Consider the following 20,584-nt stretch of genomic DNA (forward strand, 5'->3'; position numbering starts at 1 on the left):
GGGGCGGCTGGTCACGGCCGCTGGCCGTCGGAATGTTGCGCCCTGATCCAGGCCGCTACTCGGCTCCGGCTGGTGACCCCGAGTTTGGCGAAGATGTTCTCGACGTGGCTTTCGGCGGTGCGCTGGGAGATGACCAGCTTGTCGGCGATCTGCCGGTTGGACAGGCCCTCGGTGACGAGGGCGGCGACCTGTTGTTCGCGGCGGGTCAGCCGGATCGGCGCACCCTCCCGCGGCGCCGGCGCGGACTGCCGCGGCTCTTCGAGAGCGAAGGCGAGGATGTCGTCGTACGACAGCGTCCGCCCGTAGTGGACGGCGTCGGCGAAGGCGGCGTCGCCGAGAGCGGCCCGGAGCCGCCCTTCGCAGTCGTCGTGATGGCCGACCAGATGCAGGTAGGAGGTGATGGGCGTGCCGATCTCGGTCCAGAGCGCGCCACCGGCGCCCAGCAGGGCCGCGGCGCGCCGGTGGCGCCCCTCGTCCGCCGTGATCCAAGCCAGCACCTCCAGGCACTGGGCGGTGGTGTAACGGTCGTGCGATGCCCGGGGCCGCTTGAGTCGCAGCGCCTGCACCACCTGCGTGGCGGCCTGCTGAAGGTCTCCCCGCCGCCAGGAGATGAGCCCGCCCACCCACAGCGCGATGGACCGGTGGAAACCCGCGCTCCGGGACTCGACGATCGTCAGCATCTCCCGCTGGGCGGCGACGGCCCGCTCGTGGTCCCCGGCCAGCCCGGCGGCCATGCAGAACGAGCTCAGCACCATCAGGTACAGGTGTGTGTCCCGGTCGGGCACCCCCGACAAGGCCGCACGTGCCCTGTCGAGGGCTTCGGCCGCGCCGGGCAGATCGGCGGCGTACAGCGCGCCCACCCCGCGGATGTAGTCGGCATAGGCGAGCTCGACGACACAGCCCAGGCGCCGGGTCAGGTCCTCACCCTCCGCCAGCAGCCGCCTCCCGGCGGCGGCATCGCCCTGCGCGAACGCGAGATGGCTGTTGACCAGCAGCGCCCGGGCACGCAAGGCCGTCGGCGCCGGCGCCTTCTCCAGCGCGCGATCCAGCCAGCGCCGGCCCTCGCCGAACAGGCACCGGCTGCGCCAGTAGAGGCCCGGCAGGGTCACCGCGAGACGCATGGCGGTCTCCGCGTGACCGGGCTCGGCCAGGCAGGATTCGATGGCCGCACGCAGATTGGCGTGTTCCAGGCGTAACCGCGCCATCCAGTACGGCTGCCGGTCGCCGGCCCACTCGGCACGGGCCTGGGCCAGGAGCTGCTCGTACCAGTCGCGGTGCCGGCGGCGCATCACCGCCTCCTGCCCCACCTCGCGGAGCTTGTCCTGGCCGTAGTCGCGGATGGTCTCCAGCATCCGGTACCGCGCCGTCGCCGCCGTGCTGTCCGGAGGGTCGTCGCGGACCACGATCGACTTCTCCATCAGGCCGGCCAGCAGGTTCAGCAGTTCATCGGTGGGAAGCTCGTCGTCGCCGCAGACGCCCTCGACCGCGTCGATCTCGAATCCGCCGACGAACACCGTCAGCCGGGCCCACAACAGGCGCTCCGGCTTGTCGCACAGGTCGTACGACCAGTCCATGCAGGCCTGCAAGGTCTGCTGCCGCGCCGGAGCACCGCGAGCGCCCTGGCCGAGCACGGCGAACCGGCCGGTGAGCCGGTCGAGGATCTGCCGCGGCGCCAGCACCCGAACGCGCGAGGCGGCCAGTTCGATCGCGAGCGGCAGCCCGTCCAGGCGCTGACAGAGGCCGGCCACCGCGGCCAGGTTGCCGGCGTTGAGGGTGAAACCGGGCTCGACGCACTGCGCCCGGGCGGCGAACAGCGCCACCGATTCACACCGTTCGAGGTCGGCGAGGCCCGGCTGATCATCCGTCCGCGGGACCGGCAGCGGCGGCACCGCGAAGATCACCTCGCCTTCGGCGCCCAGCGACTGGCGGCTGGTGGCCAGGATCCGCAGCCGGGGGCACACCCGCAGCAGCGCGTCAGCCAGCAGCGTGCACGCGGGCAGCAGGTGCTCACAGTTGTCCAGCACCAGCAGGGTCTGCCGTGGGGCGAGGCAGTCCGTCAGCTGCCGCATCGGTGGCCGGCCGCCCGGCTTGTGGACCTCCAGCACGACCGCCACCAGATACGCCAACACCTCCGGGTCCGACACCTCCCAGGAGGGCAACCCCGGATTGCGCAGCTCGGTGAGGTCGACGAACCACACCCCGTCCGAGAACGCCCGGCGTACGTGCTCGGCCACCCGCAGCGCCAGCCTGGTCTTGCCCGTCCCCCCGACACCGGTCAACGTCACCAGCCGGGAATCGGCCAGCAACCGCCGAACCTCGCCCAACTCCTGGCGACGGCCGACGAAGCTGTTCAGCTCCACCGGCAGGTTACCGATCGGCACTCGACCCGGCGACGGCATGACGCACCCCCCAGCACCTTCGGCGTCACCGCACTCCTCTCGTCGCACTATCCGGGTTGCCAGCGCACGATCCCGATTTATCGCACCACCCCGGCTTCATCTGCACGATCCCGATTTCATCGCACGATTCCGGTCTCATCGCACTACCCCGGTGGAGTCCACGGCACACGAGGCCTTCGGCGCCACCGGCGACGGCCGCGTCAAGGCCGGCGCTGCCGGGTCGCCATCCAGGCGGCGACCTGCGAGCGATTGGTGAAGCCCAGCTTCATGAGCGAGTTCTGCACGTGTGACTCCGCGGTCCGTTGCGAGATGACGAGCCGATCGGCGATCTGCCGGTTCGACAACCCTTCGGTGATCAGTTCGCAGATCTGCCGCTCGCGGCGGGTCAGGGCCGGCCCCTCCGCGTCGTCCGGTGCGCCGCCGCCTCCCTCCTCGCCGGGGGCCGTGCCGGCGATGACGAACGCGGTGGCCTCCTCGATCGTCATTCGCCCGCCGCGGGCGAAGGCGGCCTGGAACCGCGCCTCGTCAAGTGCCTCGCGCGCCTGCCGCTCGCACTCCTGATGGTGATGCAGCAGGCCGGGATAGGTTCCTGTTGGAGCGCCCATGGTCCGCGACAGCGCCGCGACCGCGCCCAGCAACGTGGCGGCACGTTCGGCCCGGCCGTCGTGCGCCGAGACCCAGGCCAGCACGTCCAGGCACAGGGCGGCGCCGTACGTGTCGCTCAGCCGGTGTTTGTTCCGAAGCTCCAGGCTCTGGGTCACCGACTCGGCGGCCCGACCGGGTTCGCCCTGCATCCACAGGCCCACCCCCACCGCCCACACTGACTGACTGCGCAGGCGCACCTCTCCCCGGGGTTCGGTCATGGCCAGGATCCGCCGGTGAATGAGGAGCGCTCCCGCCGTATCGCCCAGGATCGCCTTGAGCATCGCCAGCCCGGCCAGCGCCATGAGCGTCCAGAAGTCGTCGTGGTCCTGCAACACCGCCAGCGCCCGCTCGACATGCGGCACCGCCGCGGCGGCGTTGCCGCTGTGCAGTTCGGGAGCGCCCCCGGCGAGCAGGGCGATGCCGTGGCTCAGCGGATCATCCAACTGTGCCGCGGTCTGGCGGGCATGCCGCATCCAGTCTCGCGCGGCGTCGATGTCGCCCTGCATCGCCGCCAGTATGTCGGCGGTGTACGCGGCTCTGACCCGTTCCGGGGACGGCCCCGTCGGCTGGGCCAGCGCCCTGCCGAGCCAGTGTCGCCCCTCCTCGTTCATGCCCCGTGCCACCCAATAGGAGTGCAGGCAGGCGCCGATCCGCAGAGCGGCGGAGGCCTCGGCCGCGTCCATGACACTGAATTCCAGCGCCGCGCGGAGATCCGGCAGTTCCCGGTCCAGCCGGTCCAGCCAGCTCTGGTGCCGGGGACTGTCCCAGTCCTGCTGCCCGCGTGTCGTCATCTGCTCGTACCAGTCCCGATGCCGGCGCCGCAGCGTGGCGAACTCGCCCGTCTCTCGCAAGCGGTCCAGGCCGAACGCGCGGACGCTCTCCAGCATCCGGTACTGCACCGCGTCCGGGAACGGCTCCCGGACCAGGACCGACTTGTCCAGAAGCGAGCTCACCAAGCCGAGCATGTCCCCGGCCGCCAGGTCACCGAAGGCGCAGACGCTCTCGACGGTCTCCAGCGTGAATCCGCCGACGAAGACCGACAGCCGCGCCCACAGCCGCTGCTCCAGCCTTGTGCACAGGTCGAAACTCCATGCCAGGCACGCGCGCAGCGTCTGTTGACGATCGGGCGCCCCGCGTCTGCCCCGGCTGAGCAGTCGCAGCCGGTCCCGGAGGCGGTCGCGGATCTGGCCGGGAGACAGGACCGGCAGCCACGCCGCCGCCAGCTCGATCGCCAAGGGCAGCCCATCGAGCCGATGGCAGATCTCCACCACCGGCGCCTGGTCGGCCTCGCGGAGCGAGAAGCTCGGCGCCGTCGCCGCCGCGCGTTGCACGAAAAGCGTGATCGCCGGATATCGCGCCAACTCGTGGTACGCGCCCGGACGATCAGGATCCGGTGTCGGCAGCGGCGGCACCACCAGCACCGTCTCGCCCGCGATGTCGAGCGCCTCCCGGCTGGTGGCCACGATGCGCAGATCGGGCGCGGCCGCCAACAGCGTCTCGGCCAGCTTGGCGGCGGCGTCGATGAGATGTTCGCAGTTGTCCAGCACCAGCAGCGTCCGGCGCTCGGCGAGATGCTCGGTGAGCACGGGCACGGGCGACCGCCCGCGGAGGTCCCACAGGCCCAGGGCGGCCGCGACGGTTTGTGGCATCAGAGTCTCGTCGCGTACCTCGTCCAGCCTGACGAGCCAGATGCCGTGCCGGTACTGCTGCCGGAGCCCGGCGGCGACGTGCAGAGCCAGCCGGGTCTTACCGACTCCGCCCATTCCCGTCAGGGTCACCAGCCGGGATCGCGTCAAGTGACGCTTGACCACACTCGTTTCACTGCGGCGTCCGACGAAGCTCGTCAGCTCCGCAGGGAGATTACCGATCCCTTCCTGACTGCTGCGGGGCATGTACCTTCCTGCCGTCGCGTTGAAAGTCTTCAGCGATTCGACCCCTGGGGATCGCATGTGTCAACAAGACATCCGCGATGGTCACCTGATCCGGTGTCACCGCCGATGCCGTCTACGGGCCGGTCGCCCGACTCGGCTCTCGTCGCGGCAACAGCGGAACCAGCCACTATTCATCCCGCCTTGTTCACTATTCACCCTGCCTTGTTCCGGCCGCCGAATCGTGGGTCGGCGCCCCGGAGAAGTGGGCGACCGGACAGCGCCCGGCCGCGTCTCTTCGTGCTTCCCGCCGGGGCGGCCGATGCTCACAGCCCCTGCCGTCCAGCCGGGACAGGATCGCTCACGGTGTCGTCTGGCGTCAATCGTTCGGGTGTCGACATGAACCGATCCGGATGCCACGCTGAAGTGATGGCCAGACTGAAAGTGATCGATGCGCGACGCGATTTCCGCCGGGCGACTCTCGCGGTCAGCATCGGCACTTTCATTTCGGGTTATGACAACCTTCTGTACGGTTACTTCGCTACCGTATTCGCCGTCGTGTTCTTCCCGCCCGGGAACCCCGCAACCGCTCTCATCAATACGTTCTTGATCTTCGCGGTCGGATTTGCGATGCGCCCTCTGGGTGGCATTGTCTTCGGTCATATCGGTGACCGGATCGGGCGGCGTCCCGCACTGGTCGCCTCGATCCTGGTGATGGCGGTGGGCACGCTCGGCATCGGTCTGCTGCCGTCCTACGCCAGCATCGGGCTGTGGGCGCCGGCGCTTCTGCTGGCGTGCCGCCTGCTGCAGGGGTTCTCGGATTCCGGACAGCCCCGAGTTCCGGGCGGCCGCAGCCACACGGGTGCGGTTCCCGCTCGGCACGGCGCTGCGGCGCGGCTGGCGCGGCATAGTGGTCTACGGCGGCTGGTTCACCATGGTCGGGCTCGGCGGATACGTCCTGCCCCAAGACGCGGTTCCCGGTCGAAATGCGGTACACCGCGGCTGCTTTCGCCCACAACGTCACGGTCACGCTGTTCGGCACCACCGCGCCGTACGTGTCCGCCTTCCTCATCGACCGGACCGGTAACCGGCTGGCCCCCGCCTGGTACCTGGTCGTCATGGCCTGCGTGGCGATGACGGTGGCGGTCTCCGCGCTACGCCGCGTGCCTCCACCCGAGGTCATGGCACCGAGCCCACCGCAGAAAGGCACACCACAGAGCACCGCGCCCTGATCGCGGACGTCGCCGTCGAGACGAAGCGTGACCGCGTGAAGTCCCGTGACCGCATGTAGGCGCGTGACCGTGGGAAGGCGCGTGACCGTGAGAAGGCGCGTGACCGTGGGAAGGCGCGCGGCTGTGCGATGTCGCGTGATCGCGCGAATAGGCCGTTCTGCTGCTACCTCACCGGCGAAGCCATAACTGATACTCGCGGCCCACACCCGTTGCGGGTGTCGGGTACACCCGCAACGGGGGTCAGGTTCGAACGACCTGACAGGGGTGATGCGGTTTGCGGCGCCGCGCCCGCGACCCCTGTCCGGCGGGGCCGCCGATGCCGGTGTCCGGCGGGGCCGCCGATGCCGGCATATTTCGCAGCTCAGCGGGCCAGAGGCGGCCGGTCCCGAGAGCAAGGTCCCCCAACTACACGCACAGCCCCGGTCGGGCCGCCGGTCAGGCCGTGGTGGCTAGAGGGTGTGGGCTGGGGTCTCGTGGTGGTGCGGGCGGGCGGCCCGCAAAGCGGCGGCGGCCTCGCTGAGGGCCGCCCGGAAGCCGTGTTCCGGATGGACGGAGGCCCAGCCGATGGAGGCGGTGACGCCGACGGCGGCGAGTTCGAGGTGGAGGCGGGCGATGACGGCGTCGGCGTCGGCGTGGTCGCAGTCGGTCAGCAGGAGACCGAACTCGTCGTCGGCGACGCGGGCGATGACGTCGCAGTCGCGGATCACGTCCTGGGCCGCGCGGGCCGCAGCTTGGAGGTAGGCGTCTCCGGCGGGTGGCCCGAGCGTGTCGTAGACGGATCGGGCCTGGTCGAGGCCGATGTAGGCGATCACGGTCGGGTCGGCCAGGCGCTGGTGGCGGGCCTGTGCGTCGGTGATCGCCTGATCCCAGGCGCGCCGGTCGGGCAGGCCGGTGAGGTCGTCGGCGGTGAGCTGTTCGCGGAGCTGCGCGGTGTGTGAGCTGATACGCGCGCGATCGGCGGCCAGTGCGGTGGTGAGTAGCCGTCCGAGCAGGTCGAGGACCGGTTCGACGCGGGTCAGGCGTGGGTCGCCGGTGTGCGGCTGCGGGTCGAGGCCGCAGATGGCGCCGAAGACGGAGCCGTCCGGCTCGGTGATGGGGGAGCCGGCGTAGGCGCCGATGTCGAGGACCCGGTTGACTCGGGCGCCGGCGTAGAGGGGCACCGACTGGGCGTCGGGGGCGACGGTGGGGGCCCGGCCGGCGGTCATGTGGATGCAGAAGCTGTCCTCCCAGGCGAGGCCGTGGCCCTGGCGGAGGCCGTACCCGTTGTCGTTGTCGAGGTAGAGGAAGGTCTGCCGGCCGTTCTCCACCCGGGTGACCGACCAGAACGTCAGCGGGATGTGTTCGTGCAGGTAGTTGAGGACCATCTGGGCGGTGTGCTCGAAGATCCCGGCGGGCGACCTCGGGCCGGCGGCCGACGAGGCACCGGCCGGCCGGCCGGTGGGGGCGGGACCGGAGGACTCGGCAGAGGAAGCGGCAGCGGCGGACGACGGAGCCGAGGACGTTGCGGCAGGCTCCGGGGCGGGTGCGCTGGCGGCGTCGGCGGGCATGCTGAACGCGAAGCGGGAACCCTGGCCGGCCGGGTTCGCGGAGGCGCTGATGGTGCCGCCATGGCGTTCCACGATGCGTTTGCAGATGCCCAGTCCGAGGCCGGTGCCGGTGTACCCGGCGCCGGGGTGGGCGCGGTGGAAGTTGTCGAAGATGCTGCTGTGCTGGCCGGTCGGGATGCCGATGCCGTTGTCGTCGATGGTCACCGTGACCGAGCCGCCGTCGCGGGTGCTGCCGAACCGCAGCTCGGGAGTCACGCCCGCGGCGGTGTACTTGATGGCGTTGCTGATCAGGTTGTCCAGCAGTTGACGCAGCAGGACGGGGTCGGCGTACACCGGGTGCATCTCGCCGATATGGAAGACCGGAACGGGCTTTCCGCTGCTCTGTGCCTGGTCGATCCGGGCGATCGCGATGTCCTCCGCGACCTCCCGCAGATCGATCATGATCGGGTTGACGGCGGCGTCGCGGGCGGTGGTGTAGGCGAGCAGGTCCGTGATGAGGTTGCGCATCCGGGTGGCGGCGCGGGCGATGCGGCCCAGCCCGTCGCGTGCCTCGACGGCGTCCGGGTGCCCGGAGTCGGCGAACGTGTCGGACAGCGCCTCGGTCCAGCCTTCGACGGTGCTGAGGGGGTTGAGCAGGTCGTGGGCGACGACGCCGGCGAAGGAGGCGAGTTCCCCGCGGTGGCGGCGTTCGACGGTCACGTCGTGGAAGACGGTGACCGCGCACCGCGCGCCGTTGAGGTCGCCGGGCAGGGCCCGGGAGCTGACGCTGACGATGCGGCCCTCCGGGACGCCGGGGTTGCGTACGAGCATGTCCATGCCGTGCACGTCGCGTCCGGCGAGGGCCCGCCGGTACGGCATCTCGTCGGGTTCCAGCGGCGACCCGTCGGGGTGGAACAGGCCGTAGAAGTCGGGCTGCGCCATCCGCCCCGACCCGCTGGTGACGCTGCCGATCAGGTTGCTGGCCGCCGGGTTGCGCAGCAGCAGGCGGCCCTGCTCGTCGACCACGGTGAGGCCCTCGTTCATCGAGTCGACGATGGCGTTCATGAGTTTCGCCTGGCCGGTCGCGTCGCGCTGGGCGGCGCGCAGATCGTCGACGAGTGCGGCACGTTCGTCGCGGCCGAGCGCCAGGGCCAGCCCGATGATGGCGATCATGCCGATGAACACCTGCGCGACCAGGGCCCGGGCGAGGTGCGACTCGATCTGGGCGAACACGCCGTACCCGTTGAGCGTGAACAGCACCGCGATCGTGCCGAAGACCAGGTCGTGCACGACCACGAAGGCGGTGTGCAGACGTGAGCCGGCCCAGACCGTCATGGCGATCACCATGAAGGCCAGCGGCAACCGTTCGTTCAACCCGAAGACGGCGAGGTACGCGGCGGCGGAGGCGACCACCACCGCGACGTACTCGAACCGGCGGGCCGGGCGGGTGGCCGACCAGCAGGCGCGGATCTCCGCGCCCGGGCGCCGGGCCAGGCGTACCCGGATCAGATGGCCGAGGCGGATGCCGGCGACGCCGATCAGCAGGATGCTGACGGTGTTGCGGGTGAGCCACACCGCGGTGGCCGGCCAGGAGTAGGCGCCACTGGTGACCCACACCCCGGTCGGGCCGATCACCGCGCCGCAGGCGGTACTCAGGAACGCCGACGTCGCGAGCGGCCACAGCTCGTTCAGGCGGGCCAGCGGCAGGTCTCCACCGCCGCCCCACAGGTGCGGCAGCCAGCGACGGAACAGGTACGCGAACAGGCACGCCTGGACCACGTTCGCCATCACGAACCAGGCCGCCAGCGACGCCGGGGCGCCGGTGGCGGTGTTGACGGCCATGCCGACGGCGGCGAGCGCCAGCACGTCCACCAGGCGCCACGGCGACGAGTACTGGATCAGGAACCACACCGCTGACACGCCGGCCGCGGGCCAGACCAGGCTCAGGTTGGTGTCGTCCATGACGGTGAGACGGCCGGCGTAGGTGGCGACCGTGTACAACGTCGTGAAGCCGAGTGTCCGCACCAACGGCGAGCCAAAGTTCAAGGCTGTTCCCCCGCACCCCGGGTCAGCGACGACGTCTCGTCACTGTTCCTCTCTTCGGCTGTCCGGGGCGAGGAATGAGCCCGGGCGAAGATCGTGCGGTCTCAGGAGATCGCGACGTCGTCGAACCAGACGCTGCCCTTGTTGTCGCCGGACTTCAGGTGCAGCTGGACACCGGCGGCGTTGGCGGGGGCGGTGGTCTCCACGACGAGCTTCGTCCAGGTCGTGGTGCCGTTCGGCAGCCGGCGTGAGGCGTCCTGCCTGATCCATTTGCCGTTGGCGTCGAACCAGCTCAGCGCGATCTCGGTGGTCCCGGTGGCGTTGCTGCCGCGGGCGTACGCCTCGGCCCGCCACCGGTGCCCGCCCCGCACCGGGGTGATCGGCGAGGTCTGCAGCGACGGAAGGCCGGCGGCGGTACGGGTGGTGCGGGTGAACTTGGCCGACTGCTTGCCGGTGCGGGCCGTGCCGGTGACGATCGTGGCGCCCCCGCCCTTGGGGAGGTTCCGCTGCCACGGCGAGTTGGACACCGAGGTCTCGAATCCCAGGTTCAGGACGGTGTTCGGGGTGGCCCCGCTGGTCCAGGCGGCACGGACCACGGCCGCGGCGGCCTTCGGGGTGCCGTCGGCGCGGTGCAGGCCGAAACCGTACTGGGCGGGCTTGGTCGACACCGACGAGTTACGCGGGATGGCGCCGGCCGCGAAGTCGGTGAGGGTCCACGGCCCGACCGATCGGACACCCGCGTCCCGGGCGGCCCGGAACACCCGCGCCAGGAAGGCGGCCTGTTCGCCGGCGCTGCTGTCGACGGTGCTCAGACCGGTCTCGCCGATCACGATCGGGGTGGGGGCGACCGCGGCCTGTGCCCGCTTGATCTCGGTGAGCGCCAGCTCCGAGTTGCCGTAGAAGTGGAAGTCGTAGTAGTCCAGCGGGGTGCCGGTCAGCGACTTCTTGATCTTCTTCATGCCGGCGGCGCCGGTCTGGCCGTCGACCGACAGGGTCAGCGGCATGCCGGGCACGGCGGAGCGGATCGCCGGGATCAGTTTGCGGACCCAGGCGACGGCCGCCGTGTCGTCCGGCTGGAACTCGTTCTTCAACTCGACGGCGATGACCCGCCGGTCGTTGGCGTACGGCGCCAGGACGGCCCGGGCCCAGGCGATGCTGTCCGCGATGTCGGTGTAGCCGTCCCACCAGTCGAACAGGGTCAGCTTGACCGTCATCTTGTGCGCGCCGGCCAGGCTGACGAACTTCTTGAGGCGCTCGGCGTACACCGCTGTGGGCTTGGGGAAGCCGAAGGTCTGCGGGAAGACGATGACCCGGACGTTGTCCGCGCCCAGCGCGGCGGCCTTGGCCAGATCGGCGTCGATCTTCTTGGCGTCGAACCCGGACCACATCGCCGACCAGGCGGCGTTGGACGGGTAGTAGTTGATGCTCTTCGCGGTCCGGACCTCGGTCATCCGGGACGCCAGGGTCGGCGCGGTGGTCGTGGTGGCGGCGGCGGACGGGGCGGGCAGCGCCATGGCCGCCGCGAGCAGCGAGGAAGCCAGGACGGTCGAGAGCACACGAAGACTGCTCATGACGGGGTGGGCCTCCTGCGGAAATCGCAACTGGACGATGCCCCACCATCGGCGCGGTCCGGGCCCGCAGCAGAGCCCGTCGATGGCAGTCACGGTGCAGCTTGGATGCCGGCCCGCCGGTTCGGGACGCCCGGCCTAGGAGCGCCGGAATCCGCCCATGAGCTGACGAACGGTCAAGGAGGGCCGATCAGCGCCCGGCCGCCCAGAGCAGGCCGCGCTCGGTGATCGTCGCGACCGGGGGCAGCGACAGGTCGGCGGGGGAGTGCCCGAGCGTCGACACGAACACCCGGCCGAGGCCGAAGCGGCGCAGCCACACCACCGGCATCACGGCGCCGGCCGTCTCGGGGGCGCCGTGGTCGCCGGTGAAGGTGGTGGTGGCCAGCACGTCGAGGGTCGGGTCGGTGTGGCAGAAGTACTGCTCGGTGTGCACCCGGAAGCTCTCGACGCCGTGGACGACGGGGTGGTCGGCGACGATGTCGATGTCGTGGTCGACGAAGCCGCCCGGGTGGCACAGGAACCGGCCGCCCACCATGAACTGGTAGTGGCGGGCCGCGTCGGCGGTGGCGACGACGCCGCCGTGCCAGCGGCGAACCCGGCTCCGGCGCGGACCCGCTCGACCAGGTTCTGTTCCTGCCGCTCGGTGAGGGTGCCGCCGGTCCAGCACTGCACGATCAGGCCGGCGGCGGCGAGAATGGCCGGGTCGTCGTACACCTCGAGGGTTTCGGCGATCTCCACGGCGAAGCCGTGCGCGCGCAGTCGCGGGATGAACAACTCGGTGCAGGCCACCGGCTCATGGCCGGCCCACCCGCCTCGGACGACCAGGGCACGCATGCCACCAGCCTAGAGGCTCCCTCGCCTGGCAAGAAATTGCATAGGCGTCCGGCTATGTAGTGCTGGCTTTACCGCATGGTGAAATCCCTCCTTGATGAATTTCTTCAGCCGAGTATCAGCAGTTGGCAGCCGTTTACCGGAGGCGTGAAAGCGTTCTCTGAGCCATTGATCGTGTTCTTCCCCATTGACGGCGGCATGGCGGAGCGTGAGTCTGCTTCGGGCAAGTTCTTGCGGCTGAAGCAAGGATTTCCGATCACTGGAGGTAGGGATGAGACGGCGTCGACGCATCGTCACGCTGGTCGCGGCGGCGACCCTGGGATGCGTGCCGGTGTCGGCGGCGACCCCGGCCGCCGCGGCCCCGGCCGAGACCGCCGCGGCCCCGGCCGAGACCGCCGGGGACGGCCTGCGCGCGGGACAGACCTACGATTCCTTCATCGTCACGTTGCGGCCCGCCGTCTCGGGCGAGGCCCGGGCCACCGCCCTGGCACGGGCGGCGAGGGCCGGCATCGACACCGTGCGCACCCTCGCCACCGGCGGCGAACTGCTCCGGGTGGACGAGCCCCGGGACGCCGACGGCGCCCGGGAGCTGATGCGCGGGCTCGCGGCGATACCCGGAGTCGCGGCCGTGGAACCGGACCTGACCGTCACCCGGACGTCCACGCCCGGCGACCCCCGTTACGGCGAACAGTGGCCGTTGTGGCAGGTCTACGGCCAGACCGACAGCGCGTTCCGCGCCGACGAGGCGTGGGACACCGGCGCCGACGGCACGGGCGTGACCGTGGCGGTCCTCGACACCGGCATCCGGCCGCACGCCGACCTGGCGCCGAACCTGACGCCCGGTTACGACTTCATCGCCGACCCGGCGAACACGGCCGACGGCGACGGCCGTGACGGCGACGCCCGCGACCCCGGCGACTGGAACGACGAGGGCGACTGCGGCTCCACCGCGTTCTCACCCAGCAGCTGGCACGGCACACACATCGCCGGTCTCGTCGCCGCGGTCCGCGACAACGGCGCCGGCGTCTCCGGGGTCGCGCCGCACGCCACGGTCCAGCCGGTCCGGGTCCTCGGCACCTGCGGCGGCCGGGACTCCGACATCGCCGACGCGATCGTGTGGGCCGCCGGCGCCCCGGTGCCCGGCGTCCCCGCCAACCCCACCCCGGCGAAGATCATCAACATGAGCCTCGGCGGGTACGGGCCATGTGGGCCGACCGTGCAGACGGCCATCGACAAGGCCGTCTCCCGGGGCATCAGCGTCGTCGTCTCGGCCGGCAACTCCGCGTCGCCGGCCGCCGACCACCACCCGGCCAACTGCGACGGCGTGATCACCGTCGGCGCGACCGGCGACGACGGCTACCTGGCCTCCTACTCGAACCACGGCGACACGGTCGACGTCGCCGCGCCCGGCGGCTGGGGCTACTGGCGTGACAACGACCCGGCACACCGGGTGCTGTCCACCGTCGACGCCGGCGCCCGCGAGCCGGCCGGCGACTCGTACGGTGTCATGCGCGGCACCAGCCAGGCCGCCGCGCACGTCTCCGGCGCCGTCGCCCTCATGCTGTCGCGCCGGCCCGGCCTGACGCCCGCCCAGGTCAGCGAGCATCTGCGGCGCAACGCCCGCCCCCTGCCGCTCGGCGCCGGCTGGTACAACAGCCCGCACCCGATCGGCGGCGGTCTCGTCGACGTGGCCCGCACCGTCCACGACGTCACCGGCGACCCCGGCGGCGAGTGCGGCGTCTGCGGCGGTTCCGCGGTGGTCGTGGACGTCGACGTTCCCCGGGACACCCCGGGCGCGGTGTACGTCGCCGGTGACCTCTCCGTCCTCGGCGCCGGCCACCCCGACTGGGATCCGGGCGCCGTCCGGGCCATGCGGCACGTCCGAACCTCCTCCGACGGCGCCCAGACCCCGGCCTGGCGGGTGCAGCTGACCGGGCTCACCCCCGAGACCACGGTCCACTACAAACTCACGCTCGGCAGCTGGGACCGCGTCGAACAGGACCGGGGCTGCGCGGACGTCGCCGACCGCACGGTCACCCTTCCGCCGGACGGCACCCTGTGGGCGTACGCCACCGTCGAGAACTGGTCCGGCGTGGCCGCCTGCACCGGGCTCTGACGGACGCCCGGCCGGTCAAGCCGGGGGAGCGGTCCACCGGCGTTCGATCGTGACCAGGGTGCCGGTTCCGGTCGCGGTGACGCGCACGTCGCCGTAGGCGTTCATCAGGATCGCGCCACGGCCCCGGTCACGGGCCGGTGGCCGGGCCCGCCAGCCGCCGAAGTCCTGCACCTCGACGCGGACCAGCCCGTCGCTCGCGCGCAGTCGCACCCGCACCTCGGGACGGGTCGGCCGCTGGGCGTGCTCGACCGCGTTGTTGATCGCCTCGGTGGCGGCGACCTGCAGGTCGTACAGCAGATCGGGGTCGACCGCGCCGGCGGGGAGCGCCCTCTGCAGAGCGCGGCGGGCGGCACCGGCGGCGGCCGGCTCCAGCGGGTAGGTCCAAGTCACGTCGAGGTCCGGCAGCCGGCTCACCGGCGTGGCGACTACAGCCGGCCGGCGCCGGACCGTGACGACCGCGATGTCGTCATGCTGGGGCCGGGAGGTGACGCTCAGGACCGCCTCGGTGAGGGCGCTGACCGTCGCGCCCGCGGCGAACTCGGCGTGACAGCGCCGCCGGAGCCGTTCGGAGGAGTCCTCGGCCGCGCCGGCCGTGTGGAGCAGCAGCTGATCGCCGGGCCCGAGCGTGCCGTCGTTCTGCCGGTAGGAGCCGACTGCCGGGCCCGGCGGCGGCCCGGGCCAGCCGGTCAGGTGCCGGGTCGGCCCACCGGCGGCGGACAGGATCGGGGCGGGGTGGCCGGCGCTGCACCACACGAACCGGCCGGTCCGCGGGTCGATGACGACCACCAGCAGGGTCGCGTCGACTCCGGCGGCGGCCACCCGGTCGACGATCCCGGACGGGCTCTCGGCGGCGTGGGCGCGGACCGCGGCTCGCAACTGTCCCGCGATGACGGCCGCGACAGGCCCACTCCCGGCGACGACACCCACACTGACCAGCAGGTCTCCGCCGGGAGTGCCGGCCACGTCGTGCCAGGTCCCACCGGCCGGCCCGGATCCCGGCCGGTACCCGGGGTGCAGGTCCCACCCGTCCGGCGCGGGTACGGCGTCCGGCGACACACTCTGCTGGAGGGCGAGCGTCGCCTGCCGTTCGTGGCCGGGCCGCCAGTCGCCCTGGGCCAGCGCGGCCAGCAGGCCGGCCGTCGCGTTCAGCACGCTGCTCGCCGGGCCGTCCGCCCGCCGACCGGGCCGTAGGCGGACGGTGATCTCGCCGGTCCGGGCGCCGCCGAACCCTCCGATGCCGGACCGGACGATCGCGCCACCGGCCTCGGCGGGCGCCGCGACACTGTCGAACCGCAGCGGCGGCCGGTCCAGGACCGTGACGGCGGCGACGCCGTCGAGCAGGGCGCGCGCCGTCTCCGTGGCGGCCTGGAACGCCTGCTCCAGGGCACGGGCCGAGACGATCACGGCGGCCGCGCCGATGTGGCCGGCCGGTTGCCCGGCGGGTGCGGCGCGCACGCTCGCCAGCTCCAGGGTGTTGCGGACCCGGGCGAGCAACTCGCGGGCGCTGAACGGCTTGACGATGTAGTCGTCGGCCCCGGCGGCGAAACCCTCGACACCGGACTCCTGGCCGGCCCGCGCGGACAGCATCACCACCGGCAGGCTGCGGGTGGCCGGGTCGGCGCGCAGCGTGCGGACCAGGGCGAAACCGTCCAGCCGCGGCATCATCACGTCGGTGATCAGCAGGTCCGGGCGGCCGCGGCGGATCGCCGTCAGGGCGGCCTCACCGTCGGCGGCGGTCTCCACCCGCCAGCCCTCGCCGGTCAGCAGCCGGGTCAGATAGGCCCGCATGTCGCTGTTGTCGTCGGCGACCAGGATGCGTGTCGCGTCCGGACCGGACGGCGCCGGGCCGGTGGCGGGGTCGCCGGTCCAGCCGTCGGCCCCGGTCGCCGCGGCCCGGGCGTCGGCCAGGCGGTCCGGGGCGGTCTCCGGTTCCGGAGTGCCGGACGGCTCGACGGCGGCCCACGGCAGTACCACGGTGAAGGTGGCGCCCTCACCGGGCGCGCCGGCGGCCTCGACGTCGCCCCCGGCCAGCCGGGCCAGTTCGCGGACCAGGGCCAGGCCGATCCCGGTGCCTTCGTGGCTGCGCGAGCGCACGCCGCGGACCCGGTGGAACCGGTCGAAGAGCCGGGGGATCTCATCGGCGTCGATGCCGATACCGGTGTCCTCGACGCGTAACCGGATCGCCGACGCGTCGGACTCCAAGATCACCCGGATCTCGCCGACGAACGTGAACTTGAGGGCGTTGGAGATCAGGTTCGTGACGATCTTCTCCCAGTGGCCCGGATCCACGGCCACCGGGCGCGGCAGCGGCGGGCACCGCACGACCAGCCGCAGGCCGGTCCGCTCGACCGCGGCACGGAACACGCCGGCCAGCTCGGCGGTGAACAGAGCCAGGTCCAGCGTCCGGGGAGCGGTGCGGGCCTCGCCCGTACCGATGCTGGTGAAGGTCAGCAGTTCGTTGACCAGCGTGAGCAGGCGGGAGGCGTTGCGCCGGGCGGTGTCGACCCGGGCTCGCTGCGCCTCGCCCAACGGCTCCCCGCGGTCGGCGAGGGCGTCGGCCAGCGGGCCCAACATCAACGTCAGCGGGGTACGGAACTCGTGGCTGACGTTGGTGAAGAAGTCGGTCTTCACCCGGTCCAACTCGGCCAGGGCGGCTGCCCGGTCACGCTCGTCCTGATAGGCCTGCGCGTTGCCGGCCGCCGTGGCGACCTGCTGGGCCAGCAGTTGCAGGAACGACCGGTACGTCTCGTCCAGGGCCCGGCTCGGGCTGAGCCCGGTGAGCAGGACGCCGAGCGGCTGCGGCCGGCCCGCCGCGTGCAGTGGCCGGGCCACCGCCGTGTGGACAGCATCGTTCCACGGACCGCCCGGCAGGGCGAGGCGCTCACCCACGTCGTGCATCTCGGCGATCTCGCCGCCGGCCGCGGCCCGCAGCCGCCACGGGTCGGCGCCGGGCCCGGCCGGCGTTCGGCCCGGCGCGTCCCGCGCTCGTCCGGATCCGTCCGGTGTCTCGCCGGGCCCGTCCAGCGTGATCACGTCCGGCAGGCTGTCCGGAGGGGCGCCGGTCAGGGCGGATCTGCGCAGCAGGCCGCCGTCACGCAGGTAGACGGCGGCGAACGGCACGTCGAGCGGATGCCCGCCGATGACCTCGCACAGCCGGGCGGCGGTGTCACCGACGCCGGCCGGTCCGGTCCCGGCGGGCAGGGCGAGATCACGCAGCAGCCGGAGCCGCCGCTCGCCGACCACCTGTTCGGTGACCTCGCTGCACACCGTCAGCACGCCGACCGTGACGCCGGAGTCGTCGCGGGCCGGGGCGTGGGAGACGCTGAAATACGCCTCCTCCCGGTAGCCGGCCCGCTCCAGCAGCAGGCGCAGGGCCGGCACCCAGCTCGCGACGCCGGTCGCCATCGCCTCCCCGATCAGCGGGCCCAGCACGTCCCAGCCCTCGGCCAGGGTGATCCGGACGTCCAGGCCGAGGGCCGCCGGGTGTTTGTCGCCGATCAGGGCCGAGTACGCGTCGTTGTAGAGCTGCGTCAGGTTCGGTCCCCAGAGGAGCAGCATCGGGTACCGGGAGGAGAGCACGATGCGGACGGCCGCCTTCAGGCTCTGCGGCCAGCCGCCGACCGGGCCGAGAGGGGTGGCCGGCCAGTCCAGGCCGGCCATCAGCCGCCCGGTCTCGCCACCGCCGTCGAAGAGGTCATCGGGTGGTTCCGTCACACCCGATCACCACTCACATCTGTTCGCCGTGTTTCCTGACCGGCGCAACCGTACCCGGTTTCCCTGATTCCGTACCGGTGGAGCCGGGCTCCCACGGATCCCGATGGTGACGACGGGCCGTCCGCGTTACCCATCCCGCCGGACATCTCACCTCTCCGGCCGCGAATTCTCGGATGGCGTCATGCAGCGGGTGAATGACAGCTCACTCAGGCTGAATCGCGGAGAAGTCGCGCATGGCCATGGGAACGGCGGGTAGCCAGTCGCGTACCGAACGAAGAGGAGGACCCCCTGATGATCAGTGTGGAGCAGGTTCACACCCTGAGCGGACGCGACGTCTACGACTCCGACGGCGACAAGATCGGCAGTGTCGGCCAGGTGTGGAGCGACGGTGTCGGCCAGCCGACCTGGGCGAGTGTCAGGACCGGACTGTTCGGCCTCAACGAGTCCCTGGTGCCACTGGAGACGGCCGACCTCCAGGGCGACCGTCTGGTGGTGCCGTTCGACAAGTCCACGGTCAAGGGCGCGCCGAACGTCGACGCCGACCACGACGAGCCACTCACCCAGAAAGACGTCGAACGGCTGTACGAGTACTACGGGCTGAGCTGGCAGGACAGCTACCGTGCCTACCAGGCCGGCGCGGCGGCGGGCGGCGCCCACTACCGCGGCGACACGGACGTCCGGGACACCGGCTACCGCGGTGACCGGGGTGACCTCGGCGGGGATGCGATGACCCGCTCGGAGGAGCGCCTCGACGCCGGCACCGAACGTGAGGAGGTCGGCCGAGCACGCCTGCGTAAGTACGTGGTGACCGAACAGCAGCAGGTCACCGTTCCGGTCGAGCGTGAGCAGGTGCGCCTGGAACGGGAGCCGATCACCGAGGCCAACCGGGGGCCCGCCTACTCCGGTCCCGACCTCACCGAGTCCGAGCACGAGGTGACCCTGCACGCCGACCGGCCGGTCGTCGGCACCGAGACCGTGCCGGTGGAGCGGGTGCGCCTCGGCAAGGAGTCCGTGCGCGACGAGGAGACCGTCACCGGCGAAGTGCGCAAGGAGCAGATCGAGGCCGACCTGCCCGACGAGGACGGCCGCCGCACGTTCCAGTGAGTCGAGATCGATCGGGCTGACACCGATCGCCCCGCTGCGGCCGAACCGCCCGCAGCGGGGCGATCGCCGTCAGGCGGCGTTCTCCGCCAGCACGCAGACGGCGAGCAGGTGCAGTGCCGGCCATGATGCCCGGTGCCATCCCGTGCTCACCTCGTCGGCCGACCATCCCCGGGCCGTCACGGTGTCGGCGACGCCGTCCGCATACGCCGCCAGGGTCTCCACCCGAGGCTCGCCGAGCGTGTCCCGGATCCGGGCGACGTGCTGGTCCACGGCCGCCGCCAGGCCGGGCAGAAGGCGCATCGCCTCGATGCCGGTGACGCCGAGCCGATCCGACCACTGCGCCAGGGCGAACCGGGCCGCCTCGGTCACGGGCGGGGTGGTGTGCTGACCCATCTCCATGACCAGCGACCGTACGAACTCCGACGTGCGGCCCACAAGACCTATAACGCACACGTAACGGACATTCAACCGTTTGGTCACGGCCGCCGGCCCGTCAGGACTAATCCCGGCCGGTCAGCGGAGCCGCTGCCCCGGCTTCGGCGACAGCGGCGCCGGCCGGCACGGCGTCAGTGCCCGTGCCGGCCGGTGTGTGTGACGGTGTCAGCGGCTGCGCCGCCGGCTGACGATGACGGCCGTCACCGCGATGAGAGCGATCGTCACGGCGGCGGGCGGCATCGCCCGGCGCACCGCGGGACGCCGGCTGGTCTCGGCCACCCGCTGCGGCAGGCTGCTCAAGCGCCGGCGCGTGGTGACGGCCGCCGAACCGGACGACGCGCTGGTGACCCGCTGCTTCACCGTCTCGGTGGTCTGCAGAGTCTGGTCCTTGGCCGCGGCCAGCTTCTCCTCGGCGCCGGCCTTCGCCGCGGACAACTTCTCCTTGGCGCCGACCTTGGCGTCGGCCAGTTTCTCCTGGGCGCGGGCCTTGACGTCGGCCTTGGTGGTGGCGATCTTCTCCTGGGCGCGAGCTTTGACGTCGGTCTTGGCCGCCAGGGCCTCCACCGTCTGGCCGAGATCGGCGCGGGTCTGCTCGATCTCGGATTCGAGCTGAGACTTGTCCGTGGGCGGGGTCGGTGTGCTCATGCGTGGCGTCCTCGCTGGGCTGCGGTCTTGATGGTCTGCACGTCGGCCTCGACGCCGGCGATCGCGTCGCTCGGCACCGGCGGCGTCGCCGTCTGGAGCTTCTTCTTGCCCAGTAGGGCGGCCACGCCGGCGGCGGCGAACACCACCACCATGACGACCAGCACGGCCAGCCAGAGCGGCCACACCAGGTCGAGGGCGACGACGACGAGGGTCAGCAGCAGGCCCAGCCCGTACAGGGCGAGGGTGGCCGCGCCACCGAGCAGGCCTCCGCCGACACCGGCGCGCTTGCCCTTCTCGGCCAGTTCCAGCTTCGCCAACGCCAGCTCGTCACGAACCAGCGTCGAGATCTGAGCTGCGGCCTGACTTACCAGGTCTCCTGTGGATGCTCCAGTCGTGCCCGGGCGGGCGGACTCACTTGTGGTCACTGGCGCTCACCTCCTCAGTGTTGCAGTGCACAT

General features: G+C 71.8%; 11 protein-coding genes and 2 pseudogenes. 4 read left to right on the top strand and 9 right to left on the bottom strand.

All coding sequences use genetic code 11. The annotated features are described in order from the left end of the window. Positions 1–11: 11 nt before the first annotated feature. Together QLQ12_RS29165 and QLQ12_RS29170 are read right to left on the bottom strand one after the other, a co-directional pair. The gene (locus tag QLQ12_RS29165) at positions 12–2,381 is read right to left on the bottom strand and encodes an ATP-binding protein (RefSeq protein WP_282763766.1); all 2,370 of its coding nucleotides are present in this window, start codon (positions 2,379–2,381) and stop codon (positions 12–14) included. 218 nt (positions 2,382–2,599) lie between these two features. Then, positions 2,600–4,993 (bottom strand): ATP-binding protein, encoded by a 2,394-nt coding sequence (locus tag QLQ12_RS29170; protein WP_328518317.1) that lies wholly within the window; start codon positions 4,991–4,993, stop codon positions 2,600–2,602. Positions 4,994–5,341: 348 nt separating this feature from the next. Here QLQ12_RS29170 and QLQ12_RS47140 point away from each other — a divergent pair. Continuing rightward, positions 5,342–5,719 (top strand): annotated as a pseudogene (locus tag QLQ12_RS47140) (MFS transporter); the annotation flags it as partial. Positions 5,720–5,898: 179 nt separating this feature from the next. Further along, positions 5,899–6,144 carry a hypothetical protein gene (locus tag QLQ12_RS29175; RefSeq protein WP_282763768.1) on the top strand — a complete coding sequence of 82 codons (246 nt, stop codon included), beginning with the start codon at positions 5,899–5,901 and terminating at the stop codon, positions 6,142–6,144. 449 nt (positions 6,145–6,593) lie between these two features. On the opposite strand, the gene QLQ12_RS29180 is transcribed toward QLQ12_RS29175, so the two are convergent. From QLQ12_RS29180 to QLQ12_RS47145, 3 genes and pseudogenes are all read right to left on the bottom strand, one after another. Continuing rightward, positions 6,594–9,695, bottom strand: a complete 3,102-nt coding sequence (locus QLQ12_RS29180; RefSeq protein WP_282763769.1) for an ATP-binding protein — start codon at positions 9,693–9,695, stop codon at positions 6,594–6,596. Positions 9,696–9,817: 122 nt separating this feature from the next. After that, the gene (locus QLQ12_RS29185) at positions 9,818–11,284 is read right to left on the bottom strand and encodes a cellulase family glycosylhydrolase (protein ID WP_282763770.1); all 1,467 of its coding nucleotides are present in this window, start codon (positions 11,282–11,284) and stop codon (positions 9,818–9,820) included. Positions 11,285–11,471: 187 nt separating this feature from the next. After that, positions 11,472–12,115, bottom strand: a pseudogene (locus tag QLQ12_RS47145) (ThuA domain-containing protein). A 268-nt stretch (positions 12,116–12,383) separates the two neighbouring features. Here QLQ12_RS47145 and QLQ12_RS29200 point away from each other — a divergent pair. Continuing rightward, a complete protein-coding gene (locus QLQ12_RS29200; protein ID WP_282763772.1) occupies positions 12,384–14,228 on the top strand; it encodes a S8 family serine peptidase in 1,845 nt (614 codons plus the stop codon). Positions 14,229–14,243: 15 nt separating this feature from the next. Here QLQ12_RS29200 and QLQ12_RS29205 read toward each other — a convergent pair whose 3' ends face one another. Beyond that, on the bottom strand, positions 14,244–17,942 hold the full coding sequence (locus QLQ12_RS29205; RefSeq protein WP_282763773.1) for an ATP-binding protein: 3,699 nt from the start codon (positions 17,940–17,942) through the stop codon (positions 14,244–14,246). Between the two features lie 291 nt (positions 17,943–18,233). Here QLQ12_RS29205 and QLQ12_RS29210 point away from each other — a divergent pair, with 291 nt between their 5' ends. Further along, positions 18,234–19,046, top strand: a complete 813-nt coding sequence (locus QLQ12_RS29210) for a PRC and DUF2382 domain-containing protein (RefSeq protein ID WP_282763774.1) — start codon at positions 18,234–18,236, stop codon at positions 19,044–19,046. Between the two features lie 69 nt (positions 19,047–19,115). On the opposite strand, the gene QLQ12_RS29215 is transcribed toward QLQ12_RS29210, so the two are convergent. The 3 genes from QLQ12_RS29215 to QLQ12_RS29225 form a co-directional block, all read right to left on the bottom strand. Continuing rightward, positions 19,116–19,445, bottom strand: a complete 330-nt coding sequence (locus QLQ12_RS29215) for a DUF6401 family natural product biosynthesis protein (RefSeq protein ID WP_282763775.1) — start codon at positions 19,443–19,445, stop codon at positions 19,116–19,118. A gap of 201 nt (positions 19,446–19,646) precedes the next feature. After that, the gene (locus tag QLQ12_RS29220; RefSeq protein WP_282763776.1) at positions 19,647–20,126 is read right to left on the bottom strand and encodes a DUF3618 domain-containing protein; all 480 of its coding nucleotides are present in this window, start codon (positions 20,124–20,126) and stop codon (positions 19,647–19,649) included. Next, positions 20,123–20,551 (bottom strand): phage holin family protein, encoded by a 429-nt coding sequence (locus QLQ12_RS29225; protein ID WP_282763777.1) that lies wholly within the window; start codon positions 20,549–20,551, stop codon positions 20,123–20,125. Before QLQ12_RS29225 ends, QLQ12_RS29220 begins: the two co-directional genes overlap by 4 nt. Positions 20,552–20,584 lie beyond the last annotated feature (33 nt).

It is taken from the genome of Actinoplanes sandaracinus (assembly GCF_030009775.1).
Lineage (GTDB): Bacteria > Actinomycetota > Actinomycetes > Mycobacteriales > Micromonosporaceae > Actinoplanes > Actinoplanes sandaracinus.

Bases quoted from the DNA above. Each gene is read 5' to 3' on its own strand.
- QLQ12_RS29170 (WP_328518317.1), bottom strand. From the start codon at position 4,993: ATGCGATCCCCAGGGGTCGAATCGCTGAAGACTTTCAACGCGACGGCA.
- QLQ12_RS29175 (WP_282763768.1), top strand. From the start codon at position 5,899: ATGCGGTACACCGCGGCTGCTTTCGCCCACAACGTCACGGTCACGCTG.
- QLQ12_RS29185 (WP_282763770.1), bottom strand. From the start codon at position 11,284: ATGAGCAGTCTTCGTGTGCTCTCGACCGTCCTGGCTTCCTCGCTGCTC.
- QLQ12_RS29200 (WP_282763772.1), top strand. From the start codon at position 12,384: ATGAGACGGCGTCGACGCATCGTCACGCTGGTCGCGGCGGCGACCCTG.
- QLQ12_RS29210 (WP_282763774.1), top strand. From the start codon at position 18,234: ATGATCAGTGTGGAGCAGGTTCACACCCTGAGCGGACGCGACGTCTAC.
- QLQ12_RS29215 (WP_282763775.1), bottom strand. From the start codon at position 19,445: ATGGAGATGGGTCAGCACACCACCCCGCCCGTGACCGAGGCGGCCCGG.
- QLQ12_RS29220 (WP_282763776.1), bottom strand. From the start codon at position 20,126: ATGAGCACACCGACCCCGCCCACGGACAAGTCTCAGCTCGAATCCGAG.